The sequence below is a fragment of the Pseudomonas sp. CBC3 genome, from assembly GCF_037967085.1.
Lineage (GTDB): Bacteria > Pseudomonadota > Gammaproteobacteria > Pseudomonadales > Pseudomonadaceae > Stutzerimonas.
The window spans coordinates 554,121-570,803 of record NZ_JBANEO010000001.1; the positions used below are offsets into that span (position 1 = coordinate 554,121).

Consider the following 16,683-nt stretch of genomic DNA (forward strand, 5'->3'; position numbering starts at 1 on the left):
CCCACCGCCTCCCTAAAGCCGGCATTACTTCTGCTAGGCTGCGCCGTCTCACCTGTACGAGGAACGATGATGAGCCTGAACGACAGCTGGATGCAGCGCGACCTTGCCGTTCTCTGGCACCCCTGCACCCAGATGAAGGATCACGAACAGCTGCCCCTGATTCCGATCCGGCGCGGCGATGGCGTCTGGCTGGAAGACTTCGACGGCAAGCGCTACCTCGACGCGGTCAGCTCCTGGTGGGTCAACGTGTTCGGCCACGCCAACCAGCGCATCAATCAGCGCATCAAGGATCAACTCGACCAGTTGGAGCACGTGATGCTCGCCGGGTTCAGCCATCAACCGGTGGTCGAACTGTCCGAGCGACTGGTACAGATCACGCCGCCTGGCCTCGATCGAGTGTTCTACACCGACAACGGCTCGACCGGCATCGAGGTGGCGCTCAAGATGAGCTTCCACTACTGGCGCAACAGTGGGCAGCCGAACAAGCAGCGCTTCGTCACCCTGACCAACAGTTACCACGGCGAAACCGTTGCGGCGATGTCCGTGGGCGACGTCGCGCTGTTCACCGACACTTATAAACCGCTGCTGCTGGACACCTTCAAGGTACCAAGCCCCGACTGCTATCTGCGCCCCGACGGCATGAGCTGGGAAGAACATTCACGCAACATGTTCGCGCACATGGAGCAGACCCTGGCCGATCATCACCGTGAAATCGCGGCGGTGATAGTCGAACCGCTGATTCAGGGCGCGGGCGGCATGCGTATGTACCATCCGATCTATCTGCAGCTGCTGCGCGACGCTTGCGATCGCTACGATGTGCACCTGATCCACGATGAGATCGCCGTCGGCTTCGGACGCACCGGAACCATGTTTGCCTGCGAACAGGCCGGCATCACGCCCGACTTCTTGTGCCTGTCCAAGGCGCTCACCGGCGGCTACCTGCCGATGGCCGCCGTGCTGACCACCGACAAGTTGTATCAGGCGTTCTACGACGATTACTCGACGCTGCGCGCCTTCCTCCATTCGCATACCTACACTGGCAACCCCCTGGCTTGCGCCGCGGCGCTGGCGACCCTGGATATTTTCGAGCAGGACCGGGTGATCGAAGCGAACAAAACGCTGGCGGCGCGCATGGCAACGGCCACCGCGCACCTGGCCGATCACCCGCAGGTTGCTGAAGTCAGACAGACCGGCATGGCCGTGGCTATCGAGATGGTCGCCGACAAAGCCAGCAAGACGCCCTATCCGTGGCAGGAACGTCGCGGCCTCAAGGTCTACCAGCACGCTCTGCAGCGCGGCGCCCTGCTGCGCCCACTCGGTAGCGTCGTGTACTTCCTGCCGCCCTACACCATCACCGAAGAGCAGATCGACTTCCTCGCAGAAGTCGCCACCGAGGGCATCGACATAGCCACTCGGGCCTCGGTCAGAGTGGCCGTGGCGCCCGGCGCTCCTGCGAACTTTCACGATCCGGGCTGACAGCAGCGACAAGCCCGAGTGGCAAGCCAAGCACTGCGAGCAGGACGGCAGATGCTTTAAACTTGCCGCTCCCAACTTACCGCTCGCAGCTGCTCTCATGCGCCTATCCCGCTTCTTCGTCGACACCCCGCTCTCCCTCGGCCAGCACGAACTGCCCGAGGCCCAGGCCCATTACATCGGTCGGGTGCTGCGCCTCTCGCCGGGCGCGGCCGTGCAATTATTCGACGGCAGCGGCCGGGAGTATCAAGGCGTACTGGTCGAGGTGGGCAAGAAGCAGGTGCGGGTAGAGCTGCATGAACAACTCGTCGGTTTACCCGAATCGCGACTGCGGATTCACCTTGGCCAAGGCCTGTCGCGTGGCGAGCGGATGGACTGGGCGATCCAGAAGGCCATCGAATTGGGCGTCGCGGAAATCACCCCTATTGTCAGCGAGCGCTGCGAAGTGCGGCTGAAAGATGAGCGGGCCGACAAGCGCCTGGCTCACTGGCGCCAGATCGCCATCAGCGCTTGCGAACAGTGTGGGCGCTCGGTCATTCCAGTGATCCATCCACCCGCGCCACTTGCACAATGGCTCGCCGTGGAGGCCGAGCTGAAGCTGGTCCTGCATCCTGTCGCCGAACCACTGGCAAGCCATGAACAGCCAGACTCTCTGGCATTTCTGATCGGCCCTGAGGGGGGACTGAGCGATACGGAAGTCGAGCAGGCGCGCGCTGCCGGGTTCCATCCTGCCCGCCTCGGCCCCCGCGTGCTGCGCACCGAAACCGCACCGGTCGTCGCCCTGAGCGTAGCGCAGCAGTTGTGGGGGGATTTTTAAGCTGCAGCTGCAAGCTGTTCAGCGCCATCTACTTGAAGCTCACGGCTTGAAGCTCACCGCTGCTTTTATAGCGTCAGACCAACCCCGCATCAGCCAGCTTCTGCTCCAGCGCGACCAGGTCCGGAATTCTCGCCTGTACGTCGCCGAGGTTCACCACGTCCAGCTCCAGCGGAGCCGGCACGATGTCCGAACGCGCCAGGCTCGGGTCAACCTTGACCGAGCGAGGGATGCCCTGCACCAGCAACGCAATGAATCTCACATGATCACGTCCGCCCACGGCGTTGAGTACCGCCACCCGAGCCCGCGATCCCGTTTCCGGTTGGCCATCGGACGCCGCCTCGAACGATAGTAGCGGCAGAGTCAAATCTCGCCACGACACCTGTCCGAGAAACCAGGCCGGGGCGTCCTGGGCTGGCTGCGGCGCGCGATAAGGGATCAGCTCGGCAACGGCGACGTTAGGTAACAGTAGCGTCCGGTCGGCCAGTGGCACCAAAAGACCGGTGATGCTGGCGGGCGTATCCTGAGCGATAGCGGATTGACTCATAAGTTATCCATTTGCAAAGCCGCAACGGGCGGGCGAGCCTGCTGCAAAAAATGATTGACCAGCGCTTGGGCCAGTTCGCGTGGGTCGCCGCTGAACGAGCTGTAGCCGCCTTCGCGAAGGCTGTCCGGCATGCTGGAGCAAACGCAGGAATCGGCACGCTGGGTCCAGACACGGCCACCCTGACGTAGTACATAAGCCGCCGCGGCGTTGCCATCGCTGCCCATGCCGCTAAAGGCGATCACGCCGCAACGGCTGCCGAACTGCTGCGCCAGATTGAGCATCATCTGATCGATGGAAGGGCTGTAGGGCTCGGGCCAGCTACGGCCACTGAGCAGCATGGCGCCATCCCTGTCGAAACCCATTTCCTGACCGATGGGCGCTACCACGACTTCGCCGCAGCGAATCGAGTCGCGCTGCCGGCTCTGGTTGACGCTCCATTGGCTGTGCCGTCCGACTACTTGCGACAGTGCCGACTCGAAACTGGCCTCGATGTGCTGGGCGTAGACGAAACCAACGGGCAAGCCTGCCGGTAGCGCATCGAGAAAGGCCTTTACCGCCTCAGGTCCACCTAACGAAGCCGCCAGCAACCAGACCTCTTGGGCCGGTTGGCCCGCTACCGGATTGGCATTTGCCAAGGCCGCGGGTAATTCCAGGCAAGCGGGACGCTCCGCATCCCCACGCAGCCCTTCAAGACGAGGGCCGACGACCCTCGACGGATCACCGACAAGTCGCTTCAGCTTGCCGAACAAGCGCCGCTCCCAACGCGGATAGTGCTCGGAATGACGCTCTGGCGCATGGCCTTCGCCGAACAGTACTGGACAACTGTCCCGCTCGAGCAGGGCGTTGACCAGCGGCGAATCTTCCGTCTGCGCCAGATCAACCAGCCACAAATCGGCTTCCACCGCTGTCAGGTCCGCATCTTCCAGCCGTGCTGGATCGCTGTTCAGCACCACTTGGTATCCGTTGGCACTCAAGGCTTGCTGCAGCACATGGCGCTGCAACGAAGTATCGGCGATCACGCCGATGCGTGCCGCGGTAACGTCACTCATGACGCGTGACCAGTTGCTGGATGGCCTCGAGTAGCAGGGATTCCTGATACGGCTTGCCCAGATACTCGTTTACACCGATGCCCATTGCTCGATCCCTGTGCTTTTCACCGGTTCGCGAGGTAATCATGATGATCGGCAGATCCTTCAGCTGCTCATCGTGACGCACCAGGGTCGCCACTTCGAAACCGTCCATCCGCGGCATTTCGATGTCCAGCAGCATGATGTCCGGCTTGCGTTCCTGCAGCTGCGTGATCGCATCGACACCATCCTTGGCAGTCATGACGTTCATGCCGTTGCGCTCGAGCAAGCGGCTGGTGACCTTGCGCACGGTAACCGAGTCGTCGACGACCATGACCAGCGTCGGTCGATCGACTTCGGTCTCGACCGGCTCGTCATTGCTCAGCAACCGAAGCGGTTGTTGCTGCGTGAGCAGATGCGCATGCAACACACGGATGGTCGCGAGCAAGTCGAGAATCACCACCACGCGACCATCACCCAGAATGGTCGCACCGGAGATGCCCGGAACCGTGGCGAATTGCGGGCCAAGACTCTTCACCACGATCTCGCGGGAGCCGGCGAGGCTATCGACCTGTACCGCCACGCTGTGCTCGTTCGAGCGCACCAGAATCACCGGGAGAGGCAGGCTCTGACCAACCAGCTTGGGTCGCTGTCCGTTATTCAGCAGCTCGCCGAGATAACGCAGCTCGTATGTCTGACCTGCGTACTCGAAGCGCGACGCGCCCGGCTGGTAGTAGGCCTCCAGCTCGTATGGCGACACACGCACGATACCCTCGATCGTGTTCAGCGGGATTGCATAAAGGTCTTCGCCGGAATACACCATCAGCGCCCGGTTGACCGATACGGTGAATGGCAGGCGGATCAGAAAGCGCGTGCCACTGCCAAGCGTCGACTCGATGCTCATGGAGCCGCCGAGCTGTTTGACTTCCGAGTGCACCACGTCCATGCCGACACCGCGGCCGGATATCTGCGTTACCTGTTCGGCAGTGGAGAACCCTGCCTCGAGGATGAACTGCAGGATCTCATGGTCCGACAGATCATTACCGGGCACCATCAGGCCCCGCTCCAACGCCTTGCGTCGCACGGCTTCCAGATTGATACCCGCGCCATCGTCGCTCAGCGAGAGAACGATGTCGCCGCCTTCGCGCGTCAGATCCAGACGGATGTTGCCCTGTTCGGGCTTGCCTGCGGCCGCGCGCTTAACCGCGGTTTCGATACCGTGATCTACGGCGTTACGCAGCATGTGCTCAAGCGGCGCAACGATCCGCTCGAGAACGCTGCGGTCCATCTCCCCCGTTGCGTTGCCGACGTGGAATTCAACCTGCTTGCCCAGTTCACCGGCGACCTGCCGAACGATTCGACGCAAGCGCGGCACCAGTCGGTCGAAGGGCACCATGCGAGTGCGCATGAGTCCTTCCTGGAGTTCCGTATTTACCCGTGCCTGCTGCAGCAGCAAGGTTTCAGCATCGCGATTACGCGCGGCCAGGGTTTCCTTTAGATCCAGCAAGTCGGAAGCCGACTCGAACAAGGCGCGGGAGAGCTGCTGGAGCTGCGAGTGGCGGTCCATTTCAAGCGGATCGAAATCGTCGTAGCCCGCGCGCTCTGCCTCGGCCTGATAACGGCTGAGAATTTGCGCCTGGGTTTCGGTATCCAACCGCCGCAGCTGATCGCGAACCCGCTCGATGGTGGCTTCCATTTCGCTCAGCGTGAAACCGACGTCACTGACTTGCTGCTCGACCCGACCGCGGAAAATGGATGTTTCGCCGGCCAGGTTGACTAGCCCTTCGAGAAGCTCGGCCGGTACTTTGACCAGTTCCTGCGGCGCGCGACGTGATGCGGCATCCAGCGCCGCCTGTTCGGCCTTGCGGACGAACGGCAGTACCTTGGCTGGTGCATTGGTTGTCGGCGCCTGCACGCTGGCGGCGACGATCGGTGTTTCGAGCACGATAACCGAGGACTGCGGCTGATCTTCTTCAACACCTTCCGGCATTTGCTCAGTGAAAACGACGTCAGGCTCGCTCGACAACCGCGAACGCATCGATTCGACTTCCTTGAGCAACCCGTCGTAGCCGCCCTGTACATCAAGAAACAAGTTGTCCGTCCAGGACTCGCCCTGCAGCTGCGCCTCACCGAGCCTGTGCTCCAGGTCGTGCGCCATATCACCCAGGCGACCTTGAGCCGCCAGCCGCGCGCCACCCTTCAGCGTGTGTAGAACGCGCATCATGTCGGCCAAGGGCGCTACGCCATCACGCGTGGCTTCCCAGCGTCCCAGGGCGGACTCCATCTCTTCCAGCAGCTCATCGGCTTCTTCGACGAAGATATCCAGAATCTCGGCTTCGGCGGCGTCCTGAGCCGAGGTCAAGGAGACACTGCTGGGCATGCTTAATTGCTCTTCCGGGTTCGCCCGGAAGCGCCGGATCGTTTCAATCAGATCCAACCCGCTCGGCAGTTCGCGATAGGCACGCACCGCATCGAGCATCGCCGCCAACCGGTCGTGGCAACTCTGCAGCAAAGTGAACAGGGACGGACTTGCCCGGTAACTACCGGCGCACAGCCCCTCGTATAGATACTCCAGCTCATGCGCAAGATCACCGATCTCACGGATGTCCGCCATTCGCGCGCCACCTTTGAGGGTGTGCAGATCCCGTTGTAGCGCTTCGACTTCGTACGTATTGTCGACGTCCTCCATCCAGCGCTGTAGCGATGCTCCGGCGCGTTCGATGATGTCGAAGCCTTCCTCCAGGAAGATCTCCGCCAGCTCAGGGTCACGCTCTTCCCAACTCTCTGCTGCTGTCTTGACGGGCTCCGCCATCTCTGTCGGCACCTGTTCCTCGGCAGTCTCGAACTGCTCGGGGTCCAGCTCATTGGCCGCGAGTTGCAACGCGTCCTCGTCCGAAATTTCGGGTTCGAAAGCGAAGGCTTCGTCCGATGGAGCTTCGGTTTCAACCTGACCGATATCCATGTCGGCCGTCGCATCGGTCCGATCCGCCGGCTCACTGGCCGAAAGCAGGAAGCCATCCGCGGGGAGTTCCGGCAGCTGATCCTCACCCGTGACTACCAGTTCTTCGCGCGTGAAAGCACCACTTTCGAACGTCGGCGTAACGCCTTGCCGATAGGCTCGAATATGCCCGATTAGCTCCGCAGCGGCGTCCATCGGCCTGCGTGCTTGCAGTTGTTCCAACTGCACCGCCAGATGATCGTGACTGCGCTGCAGCAGCGCGGCAAGATCGTCCGCATACACGTAGCGACCATCCGAAAGCCCTTCATAGAGGGTTTCAAGCTCATGGGCCAAATCGCCGATCGGACGGATCTCAGCCATCCGCGCGCCACCCTTGAGGGTGTGCAGATCTCGCAATAGAGCAGATAGTGCCAATTGGTTAGTGGGGGTACCCAGCAAGCGCTCCAGCGCACCACCGGCACTTTCGAGCAGGTCGACCGCCTCATCGAGGAAGATGTCGACCATTTCCTCATTCAGGTCGTCCTCAACCAAGGATGTGTCGAGAGGCCAGGCTTCAGCTTCAGCTTCAGCTTCAGCTTCAGCTTCGGCAATATGCTCGGCGGCACTCTCGATAGCGGAAGGCGAGGCGGCGGCTTCCACTTGCATGTCATCAGCAGGGATTTCGTATGCGTGCGGGTCGATCGCCTCGGCGAGCAATTCTTCGAGACGGGCGACCAGTTCAGGCTGACCGGTAACCTGCAGACCGGCGGCAACCTGATCCATCATGCCAACCAGCGCCTCGTGAGCCTGCTCGACGTCATCAAAGAAGCGCCCGCTGATCGCGAGACGACCATCCTGTACTACGGCATACAGATTCAGCAGCACCTGACATAGCGCATCGATCTGCGGCAAGTCGGCCATTTGCGCACCACGGCCGAGCGTCGTCAGCTCTTCGAGCAGCGCAGTTAACTCTTGGCGCTCGGCAGGATGCTCGCGCCAGCGCTGCAACAGGTCTTCGGCATCCAGCAGGATGTTCATGCCTTCCGAGAGAAAGAGCGAGATCATGCCCGGATCCCGCGGCTCGCCCTGATCGTTGTCACCACGCTCGCTGGCAGCGTCCAGCCGAGCCTGATGCTGCGCATGGACTCGGGTGATGAACTCACTGGCCCCATCGATGGGCGCCAGCGGGTCGCGCTCAAGGTTCTCCAGCCCATGACGCAACAGCTGCTCCGCAGCGTGCAGCAATTCCGCCTCGGCCAGATCCATTGGAATCAGGTTGGCCTTGAACTCCTTAACCATTTTTTCCAGTGGAGTGGCAATCTCCGCCACTGGCAAGATCCCGGCCATGTGCGCGCTACCCTTGAGGGTATGCAATGCTCGCTGCAAAGCGTCGGTGACCGGCTGAGGCAGGCGTTGCGCACAGTCGGCGAGGAAGTCGACCAGCGTACCGAGATGGGCTTCCGCCTCGTTACGAAAGATCTCCAGCAACTGCGGATCGAGCATTTCTTTAGCTGCAGATTCCGGAGCCGGTGACTCATCGAGCGCTACGCCACCCTGCGGACCAGGGTCGATCGGCTGACCCTTAGCGAGCGCGTGGGCGTCGGCCGCTAACCGATCGACATCGTCGCGCTGACGCTGTGCCTTCGCTGCAAATTCTTCGACCAGCGCCGGCATCAGCGCGACCACATCGGCCACAAGTTTCTTCACGGGCTCACTGGCGTCGATGCTTCGGTCGAGAACTCGATTGAGCAGATTTTCCACCGACCAGGCGAGCTCGCCGATGATCAGTGCACGCACCATGCGTCCGCTGCCCTTGAGGGTATGGAAGGCTCTCCGCACTTCACCGAGCGCGCTCTTTTCGGTGGTATCGACGCACCAGCGTGGCAGGTGCTCGTCGATGGTTTCGAGCACTTCGGCTGCTTCCTCGATGAAGACTTCGAGCAGGTCTTCGTCGACCGGCTCCTCATCCTCAGGCGGTGGCAGCAAGCTTGGCGGAACGTTCTGTGCCGGAGGATTGATCGAGACGACCGGCGCAGCCATGACGTCTTCCATGCTCAACGCCGGTTCGACAGCCGTCGGCTGCTCCATCAGCTCAGGCAGGATCACCTCTGGGATGTCGAGCTCTGCCATTTCGGCTTCGCTCCACTCCACCCCATAGCTGAGCGAGTCGCCGGCAGTCTGCTCGTCAACCAAGAGATCGTTGCTATCAGGAATGTTTTCCGGGGAGGACGCAAGCTCGGCGGTCTCGCCCGGCAGGTCGGCGACTTCGGGCTCGGCTAGATCCTCGGCAGAAGCTGCTCGTTCTTCGCCACTCCAATCGACGGCCGGCCAGGTAACGTCTGACAGTTGCCCATCAATCGATGCCTGTATCAGGGCATCGCCCTGACCCGACGGTTCATCTGCCAGCACATCCACCGCAGGTTCGGGCAACAGTATTTCGATTTCATCCAGCGGATCGGACAAATCGAGGTCCGCTTCACGACTGAATTCGTCGCGGGTATTCGGCATTGACTGCTCTCGCAGCGGATAGCCCAGCGTCTGCAGGCTCTCTTCGGCCACGTCGAGAATGAGATCGCCTTGCGAACCGCGATCCTCGCTAAGGCGCTCTAGGTAATATTCAACGCTGGTGATGGCATCGGCGAGCGTATCCAGACTCTGCCAGTCGGGGATCGCCTGTGGCTCGAGCAATTGCTCCTGAATATAGCGATTGCAGGCATCCAGCAAAGCAGCGGCCCGTGCAAGCGGGACCATCGCAAGCCCACCTCGTGACTGGGTCAGTAGTTCCGGCACGCGAGCCAGGTGCTGGTGATTCCACTGGGACGCGATGAATTCGATGATCGCATCCTTGGCCTGCTCGAGCCCCGTGCGCGCTTCGCGGATGACCAGTTGGTGGATCTGCGCGACATCCGTTGTCGGAAGATGACTTTCCTCTCGCCGTTCTTCGGGCGTGCCACCGACCATTCCAGACAGCGTCGCCTCGACGTACAGCAGCGCCCCCGCGACATCCATCAGCGCCGCATCGTCAGGCTGCTGCTGCCCTTGCATCAAGCTTTCGATCACCCCGATCTGATCGAGAATGATCCGGCGTGGCTGACCGAACCCCAACACCGCAAGCGTGTCGGCAATCTGCTTGAGCGGCGGCTGTAGCGCGCCAAGCTCGGTCACGCCCATGCGATCGCTGCGCACGAACAGATCCAGGCTGTCTTTTACCCGCACCAATTCTTCGCATAGCGCCGCTACAACCGAACGCATGGCGCCGCGATCCGGGCCTGACAGCTGTGCGCGCTCTTCATCGACTACAGTGCTGTCGGGCAGCGCATCGTCCAGGCTGTACTCGGCTTTCAAGGCCTGGATGCGCGGGGACTGGGTTGGCGCCTTGGCTATATAGAAAAGTAGATTTTTGGTCAGCTCGTCAGGTGCAGCCTGGTTGATACCATCGGCGCCTTGCGCGACAAGCCGCTTGAGTTCCTTGTCGACTTGGCGCAGCAGGTTTCGGACCGTGGTGCCGTTGACGACCGCGCCACTGGCCATCCCCTCGACCACACCCGATGCGACCCGCCACAACGCGCCCAGCGGGGCATCCTTGCAGAGCATTTCCAGGCGCGCGAACACCCGCGCCATATATCCCAGATTGGTAGGCAGGTCCTGGTTACGGATAACCCCGACCAATGCGACTTGCAGCATCTGCCGCAGTTTACGAAGCAGTCCTGGTAGATCGGCGGTTTGCCGCTGGGCCAGAAACTCATCCGCAAGCGCCGGTGCTCGGACAGTCATATTGGGCGAGAACAGGCTGGTCTCCGACAACAGCTTCTCGCCGCGCGCGGCACGCAGGTCGTTGAGCAACGGAAGCACGACCATCGGCAGGTCACGACGGGCGCTCTGAATACGGTCGAGGTACACCGGCATCTGCAGAATGGCCTGCATCAGCACTTCTAGCGCTTCGGTCTGGCTGGCGACGCGCTCATCCAGCAAGGCACTGGCAAGCTGCTCCATTTCTTCGGCAAGCAGCGCAGCACCGTAGAACTCGACCATTTGCAAGGTGCCGTGCACCTGATGCACATAGGTCAGGCAGAAGCGCATCCGTGTCGAGTCCTGTGGGTTTTCGACGAACGCTTCCAAGGCCTGCCGCGCCTGCTTCAGCGTTTCGGCAATTTCGCCCTTCACCCACTCCAGGGCGACATAATCGTGCCGATCACCCATAGCGACTCCGCTCATAAACATTTCCGGGTAAAAGCCAAAACCTGACTATCAGCCACCGGCACCAGCTCCGGGTGCTGCCAGCCGACTACCTCTCCCGCACCGATGACCAGCAACCCTCCCGGCGCCAGGCGCTCGGCCAGACGATTGAGGATTTCGCGGCGGCGCCAGCGACGGAAGTAAATCAACAGGTTCTGACAAAAGATGACGTCCATATTGGACATGGGCGCGCCGGCCAGCTCCAGCACGTTAAGCCTGGCGAAGCACACACGTGCCGCCAAGCCGGGTAACACTTGAAAACGATCATCCGGTAGCAACTGGAAATACCGTTCGCGCAGGTCTGAGGCCAGGTGCTCGAGTCGACGATGACTGTAGAAGCCATCCCGCGACCGTGCCAAGGCGCTGAGGCTGATATCGGTGCCGATCACGCCGTATTGCGCCTCGTCGCCGCTGCGTGTCAGCGCCTCGGCAGCACAGATCGCCAACGAGTAAGTTTCCTCACCGCTTGCACAACCTACGCTCCATAACGACCAGGGCTGCGCATCGTTGCGCACGTCACAGCGTTGCTGCATGTAGCGCGAAAGCAGCGCAAACGAAGGCGGGTGGCGAAAGAAGCGGGTTTCCTGCACCGTCAGGCGGTCCATCAGGGACGACCACTCCACCGCACCCCGTGGGCCATCGGTAACCTGACGATAGTAGCTGGCGTAATCAGCCACACCGACTTCGCGCATACGGCTGCTCAGGTTCGCTTGCAGGAATGCTCGTCGTTGCTCCGTGACCACCATGCCGGAGCGTTCTTCGAGCAACGCCTGCCAATCATGGAACTCCGCTGACGACATATCGGCCAAGGGTCTCAGTGACCAGTCAACGCTTGGCTGCATGCCCTGCCCCTCACTCATGAACGTTCACGACAGCCGTCATCCGGCTGCCGTGTTCTCAATCAGGCCTGTTCCTGTGTTTCCGGCAAGGTAAAGCCGGAAACCGAATGCCGCATTTCGTTGGCCATCTTTGCGAGATTACCAATGCTCTTCGCGGTCGCGGTGGTGCCTGACGAGGTTTGCGAGGTGATTTCCTGGATGACGTTCATGGTGTTGGAAATATGACCGGCCGAAGACGCCTGCTGGCGAGCGGCATTGGAAATATTCTGGATGAGTGCCGCGAGGCTCCTGGATACCTTCTCGATCTCCTCCAGCGCGACACCGGCGTCCTGTGCCAGGCGAGCGCCTCGTACCACTTCGGAGGTCGTCTGCTCCATGGAGATAACGGCTTCGTTGGTGTCGGTCTGAATGGTCTTGACCAGCGCTTCGATCTGCTTGGTTGCAGCGGATGAACGCTCAGCAAGACGCTGTACTTCGTCCGCAACCACCGCGAAGCCTCGACCCGCGTCGCCGGCCATGGACGCCTGGATGGCGGCGTTAAGTGCGAGGATGTTGGTCTGGTCGGCAATGTCGTTGATCAGACTTACGATGTCACCGATCTCCTGGGAGGACTCACCGAGACGTTTGATCCGCTTGGAGGTGTCCTGAATCTGCTCACGGATGTTATCCATGCCGGTGATGGTGTTGTGAACGACCTCGTTACCCTTGTTGGCAATAGCTACCGAGCGCTCCGCTACCGCGGACGACTCGGCGGCGTTAGCCGAGACCTGGTCAATCGAGACGGCCATTTCGTTGATGGCCGCCGAGGCCCCGGCGATTTCCTGGGCCTGATGCTCGGACGCCTCGGCCAGGTGCATCGCGGTCGCCTGGGTCTCCTGCGCCGCACCCGACACCTGAACGGCTGTCTGGTTGATTGTCTCGACCAGATCACGCAGCTGGTCAATGGAGTAGTTGATCGAGTCGGCGATGGCGCCGGTAAAGTCTTCGGTAACCGTAGCGGCCACCGTAAGGTCACCGTCAGCCAAGTCGCCGATTTCGTCGAGCAGACGCAGAATCGCGGTCTGGTTACGCTCGTTCTTTTCCGCTGTCTCAGTCAGACGACGGCGCGTTTCCTGCACCATGACCAGACCGATCAGCAGAATCGACGCAAGGGCCAGCGCACCGAGAACATAACCGGCGAGAGTATTGACGTAACGGGCGTCGGCACGCTCTTGTAGGCCCTGGGTCAGCACGGAAGTCTTTTCAAGCAGCGTCTGCGAAACCTCGAAGATGCTGTTCGACGATTCGCGCACCTGGAACAGTTCAGGTGAGGTTTCGAGGATCTCGTCCACCGAGCCGGAAACGAACTGGAACAGCTCGGAAATCGCGGCCAGACGATCCAGCGCCTCGACATCGTTGACACGGGTGATGCCCATGGCTTCATTGCCTTCGAGCATCGCCGTGAGTACACGACCGAACAGGCTGGCATCACGACCGAACATGTCGGCGGCCTGAACCGAATCCTGGTCACCAGACAGCACCTTGTTCACCGAGCCCAGAATACGTTCCGCAAGCAGCGACTGACGCTGAGCAACCGAAACCTGAGCCGCCGGCGCACCACTCTCGAGAAGAATATCGACGACCTCTTCGTACTCAACCTGCAGCTGTGGAATGGTTTCGGCGAGGGTCGCGGCGACCTGATGCAGCGACAGTACGGTTTGCTCGCTGGCGAGGATCGCGTCGGTGTTCTGCCGCAACGTATCCCAGTCCTGCTGTACCGTGGCCACTTCTGCCTGGAGCGACTGCGGAACGGCGGGTAGGCCGATACGGTCGTCACCTTCGGACAGATAACCCCAGCGCTGGCTGAAGTCGTTTCGTGCATCTTTCAGCGAGGCGAACGCTTCCGGCGTACCGGCGGCCGCTTCCACCGCGTTCTTCGCGATGCGCTGAGACAGAACTCGCAGCTCACCTGCGTGTCCTATGTATTCGTTGTCATAGTCGGCCTGGGTATTGATGTACGCGAAGTTCACGAACAACAGCACCATCGACACGATCAGAAGGATAAACAGCCCGGCGATCAACGTATTGCTACGCACCCCTGCCAGCAATGCTTTTGCGTTCATTTTTTTCATTTTTCCGGCCCCCGCCTGGACCACCCGTACGTTTCCTTCCAAGAACCAAAAGGCCGGCATCAGCCGACCCCACCTAAATCAATACGCCACGTCCAGAAATGTCTGGTGCGCGGCAAGCGCGTGCGGACTGAAGACCAGCCAGGGCTGCTCACGCTGAAAGACACCATGAATAAAGGGCTGAATCGACGCCTCGACCGGGGGCAATTGCTCGGAGAAGGCATCTACCGGGAAATATTGCATGCCGAACACTTCATCGACCGTCAGTCCCGCAAACACTTCCCGGTGATCGACCACCAGCACGCGCCGCTGTTTGCGCAGCGCCGACAATTCCAGGCCGAAATAACCGCACAGATCCATGATCGGCAATAGCCTGCCGCGCACGTTCGCCACACCCTTGACCCAGGTTTTCACACCGGGCAGCAAGGTATAGCGTGGCTCATGGAGTATTTCGCCGACCTCCCCCATCGGAGCAACGAACAGTCGCCCCCCCATCCGAAAACCGATACCAGCCCAGGTCTGAATGGCTTCCTGCTGCGAAGGCAGCCCAGCGGCCATTGCGCGACAACGAGCATCAATATCCAGGAGTCGCTGAAACGGCGTAGGCGTATCCGACATTACTGGCAACATCCCTTGTTCGAATTGCAAACCGCCGACTAACCGGCGAGTACCGCGCTCAGGGTCTTCAGCAGTGTCGCTTCATCTACCGGTTTGGTCAGATAATCCTTGGCGCCTTGACGCTTGCCCCAGACCTTATCGGTTTCCTGATCCTTGGTCGTCACAATGATCACCGGAATGTGACTGGTTTCAGCATCTTTGGTCAGTTGGCGAGTAGCCTGAAAGCCATTCAGGCCAGGCATGACGATGTCCATCAGAACCGCATCGGGTTTTTCCTGACGAGCGAGCGCTACGCCATCGGCGCCGTTTTCGGCCTTCAGAACGACATGACCATGCTTCTCCAGCATGGCCGTCAACTTGTACATCTCGGTCGGCGAGTCATCAACAATCAGAACGCGAGCCATGATTTCTCCACGGAAAGGCTTCAGCGGCACACAGGGCCGAACTTCAGGATACTTGCTCTATCGGTGCGAAATCAGGCACGTGAGCCTTGATAGCACCGAGCAACTCTTCTTTGCTGAAAGGCTTGGTGAGGTATTGGTCCGACCCCACAATCCGCCCTTTGGCCTTGTCGAACAGGCCATCTTTGGAAGACAGCATGATTACCGGCGTGGACTTGAACGAACTGTTGTTCTTGATCAGCGCGCAAGTCTGATAACCATCAAGCCGAGGCATCATGATATCGACGAAAATGATGCGTGGGCGGCTATCCGCTATCTTGGCGAGCGCATCGAAGCCATCCACCGCCGTGATCACATCACAACCTACTTTCTTCAGCAGCGTTTCGGCGGTGCGACGAATCGTTTTCGAATCGTCGATCACCATGACCTTCAAGCCCTCGGAGTGCTGTTCCATTTCGCCCTACCATCGCCTCGGTGAGTCGTAGTTTATCGTTATGTCAGTGCGCTAGAGGCCCTGCCATCGATGGGCTGCACCCAATCGCCGGACCTTTTTAGCACACTCCTCAAATGCAAGCCATCCGCCACCGTAGCAGCGGGATTTTCCTTGACCCAACGCACATCCACCGCCAATCTGCGTCGACATTTCAGCCTCGGCAGCCCTGTTCTGCCCCCTCGTTGGAGATCATCACATGACTGTTCGCGTCGGGATCATCATGGACCCAATCGCGCAGATCGCATTCAAGAAGGACAGCTCCCTGGCCATGCTGCTGGCAGCCCAGGCTCGCAGCTGGACGATCTACTATATGGAGCAGCGCGACTTGTACCAGCTAGGCGGCGAAGCGCGCGCCCGCATGCGCCCGCTCAAGGTCTTCAACGATCCCCAGCACTGGTACGAAACCGGCGACGAGCTTGACATCCCTCTCGCTGAACTCGACGTCATCCTGATGCGCAAGGACCCGCCTTTCAACAGCGAGTACGTATACGCGACCTACCTGCTGGAACTCGCTGAACAAGCCGGCACGCTGGTAGTGAACCGACCGCAGAGCCTACGTGATTGCAACGAGAAGTTCTTCGCTACCCAATTCCCGCAATGCACGCCGCCAACGCTTGTCAGTCGACGGTCCGACATTCTGCGGGAGTTTGCCCGCGAGCAGCGTGACATCATTCTCAAACCACTGGATGAAATGGGCGGCGCCTCGATTTTCCGTCACCGCGAAGGCGACCCCAACCTTTCAGTGATCCTCGAAGTGCTGACTGAACACGGCAACCGCCAGATCATGGCGCAGCGCTACATCCCGGCCATCAAGGACGGCGACAAGCGAATTCTGATGATCGATGGCGAGCCGGTGCCCTACTGTCTGGCTCGCATTCCGGCAGCCGGCGAAACCCGCGGCAATCTCGCCGCTGGCGGGCGCGGCGTCGCACAACCGCTATCCGACCGCGACAGGGAGATCGCAGCCATCGTCGGGCCAGAGCTGCGCAAGCGCGGGCTGCTGTTCGTCGGGCTGGACGTGATCGGTGACTTCCTCACTGAAATCAACATCACCAGCCCGACCTGCATTCGCGAGATCGACAATGCGTTCGACACGCGCATAGCGGAACGCCTGATGGATGCGATCGCCGGAAAGCTGAAGCGCTAAAA

The 16,683-nt window shown here is 60.6% G+C and carries 11 protein-coding genes; 3 read left to right on the forward strand and 8 right to left on the reverse strand.

The window, feature by feature from the left end:
* Positions 1–69: 69 nt before the first annotated feature.
* Both V6943_RS02515 and V6943_RS02520 read left to right on the forward strand, forming a co-directional pair.
* A complete protein-coding gene (locus V6943_RS02515; protein ID WP_340552521.1) occupies positions 70–1,476 on the forward strand; it encodes an adenosylmethionine--8-amino-7-oxononanoate transaminase in 1,407 nt (468 codons plus the stop codon).
* Between the two features lie 97 nt (positions 1,477–1,573).
* A complete protein-coding gene (locus tag V6943_RS02520) occupies positions 1,574–2,290 on the forward strand; it encodes a 16S rRNA (uracil(1498)-N(3))-methyltransferase (RefSeq protein ID WP_340552522.1) in 717 nt (238 codons plus the stop codon).
* A 73-nt stretch (positions 2,291–2,363) separates the two neighbouring features.
* Here V6943_RS02520 and V6943_RS02525 read toward each other — a convergent pair whose 3' ends face one another.
* The 8 genes from V6943_RS02525 to pilG form a co-directional block, all read right to left on the reverse strand.
* On the reverse strand, positions 2,364–2,834 hold the full coding sequence (locus V6943_RS02525; protein ID WP_131649533.1) for a chemotaxis protein CheW: 471 nt from the start codon (positions 2,832–2,834) through the stop codon (positions 2,364–2,366).
* The gene (locus V6943_RS02530) at positions 2,831–3,883 is read right to left on the reverse strand and encodes a chemotaxis protein CheB (RefSeq protein ID WP_181099544.1); all 1,053 of its coding nucleotides are present in this window, start codon (positions 3,881–3,883) and stop codon (positions 2,831–2,833) included. Before V6943_RS02530 ends, V6943_RS02525 begins: the two co-directional genes overlap by 4 nt.
* Positions 3,876–11,039 carry an Hpt domain-containing protein gene (locus V6943_RS02535; protein WP_340553015.1) on the reverse strand — a complete coding sequence of 2,388 codons (7,164 nt, stop codon included), beginning with the start codon at positions 11,037–11,039 and terminating at the stop codon, positions 3,876–3,878. The genes V6943_RS02530 and V6943_RS02535 overlap by 8 nt, the downstream gene beginning before the upstream one ends.
* Before the next feature lie 11 nt (positions 11,040–11,050).
* Positions 11,051–11,917: a CheR family methyltransferase gene (locus V6943_RS02540; protein WP_131649531.1), complete on the reverse strand. Its 867-nt coding sequence runs from the start codon at positions 11,915–11,917 to the stop codon at positions 11,051–11,053.
* A 59-nt stretch (positions 11,918–11,976) separates the two neighbouring features.
* On the reverse strand, positions 11,977–14,025 hold the full coding sequence (locus tag V6943_RS02545) for a methyl-accepting chemotaxis protein (protein ID WP_131649530.1): 2,049 nt from the start codon (positions 14,023–14,025) through the stop codon (positions 11,977–11,979).
* Positions 14,026–14,103: 78 nt separating this feature from the next.
* Entirely contained in the window at positions 14,104–14,640 is a 537-nt protein-coding gene (locus V6943_RS02550; protein WP_340552523.1) for a chemotaxis protein CheW, read from the reverse strand.
* A 38-nt stretch (positions 14,641–14,678) separates the two neighbouring features.
* Positions 14,679–15,044 carry a twitching motility response regulator PilH gene (gene pilH, locus V6943_RS02555; protein WP_045163991.1) on the reverse strand — a complete coding sequence of 122 codons (366 nt, stop codon included), beginning with the start codon at positions 15,042–15,044 and terminating at the stop codon, positions 14,679–14,681.
* A gap of 43 nt (positions 15,045–15,087) precedes the next feature.
* Positions 15,088–15,495: a twitching motility response regulator PilG gene (gene pilG / locus V6943_RS02560; protein ID WP_131649528.1), complete on the reverse strand. Its 408-nt coding sequence runs from the start codon at positions 15,493–15,495 to the stop codon at positions 15,088–15,090.
* Between the two features lie 235 nt (positions 15,496–15,730).
* Here pilG and gshB point away from each other — a divergent pair, with 235 nt between their 5' ends.
* Positions 15,731–16,681 carry a glutathione synthase gene (gene gshB, locus V6943_RS02565; protein ID WP_181099542.1) on the forward strand — a complete coding sequence of 317 codons (951 nt, stop codon included), beginning with the start codon at positions 15,731–15,733 and terminating at the stop codon, positions 16,679–16,681.
* Positions 16,682–16,683: the final 2 nt, after the last annotated feature.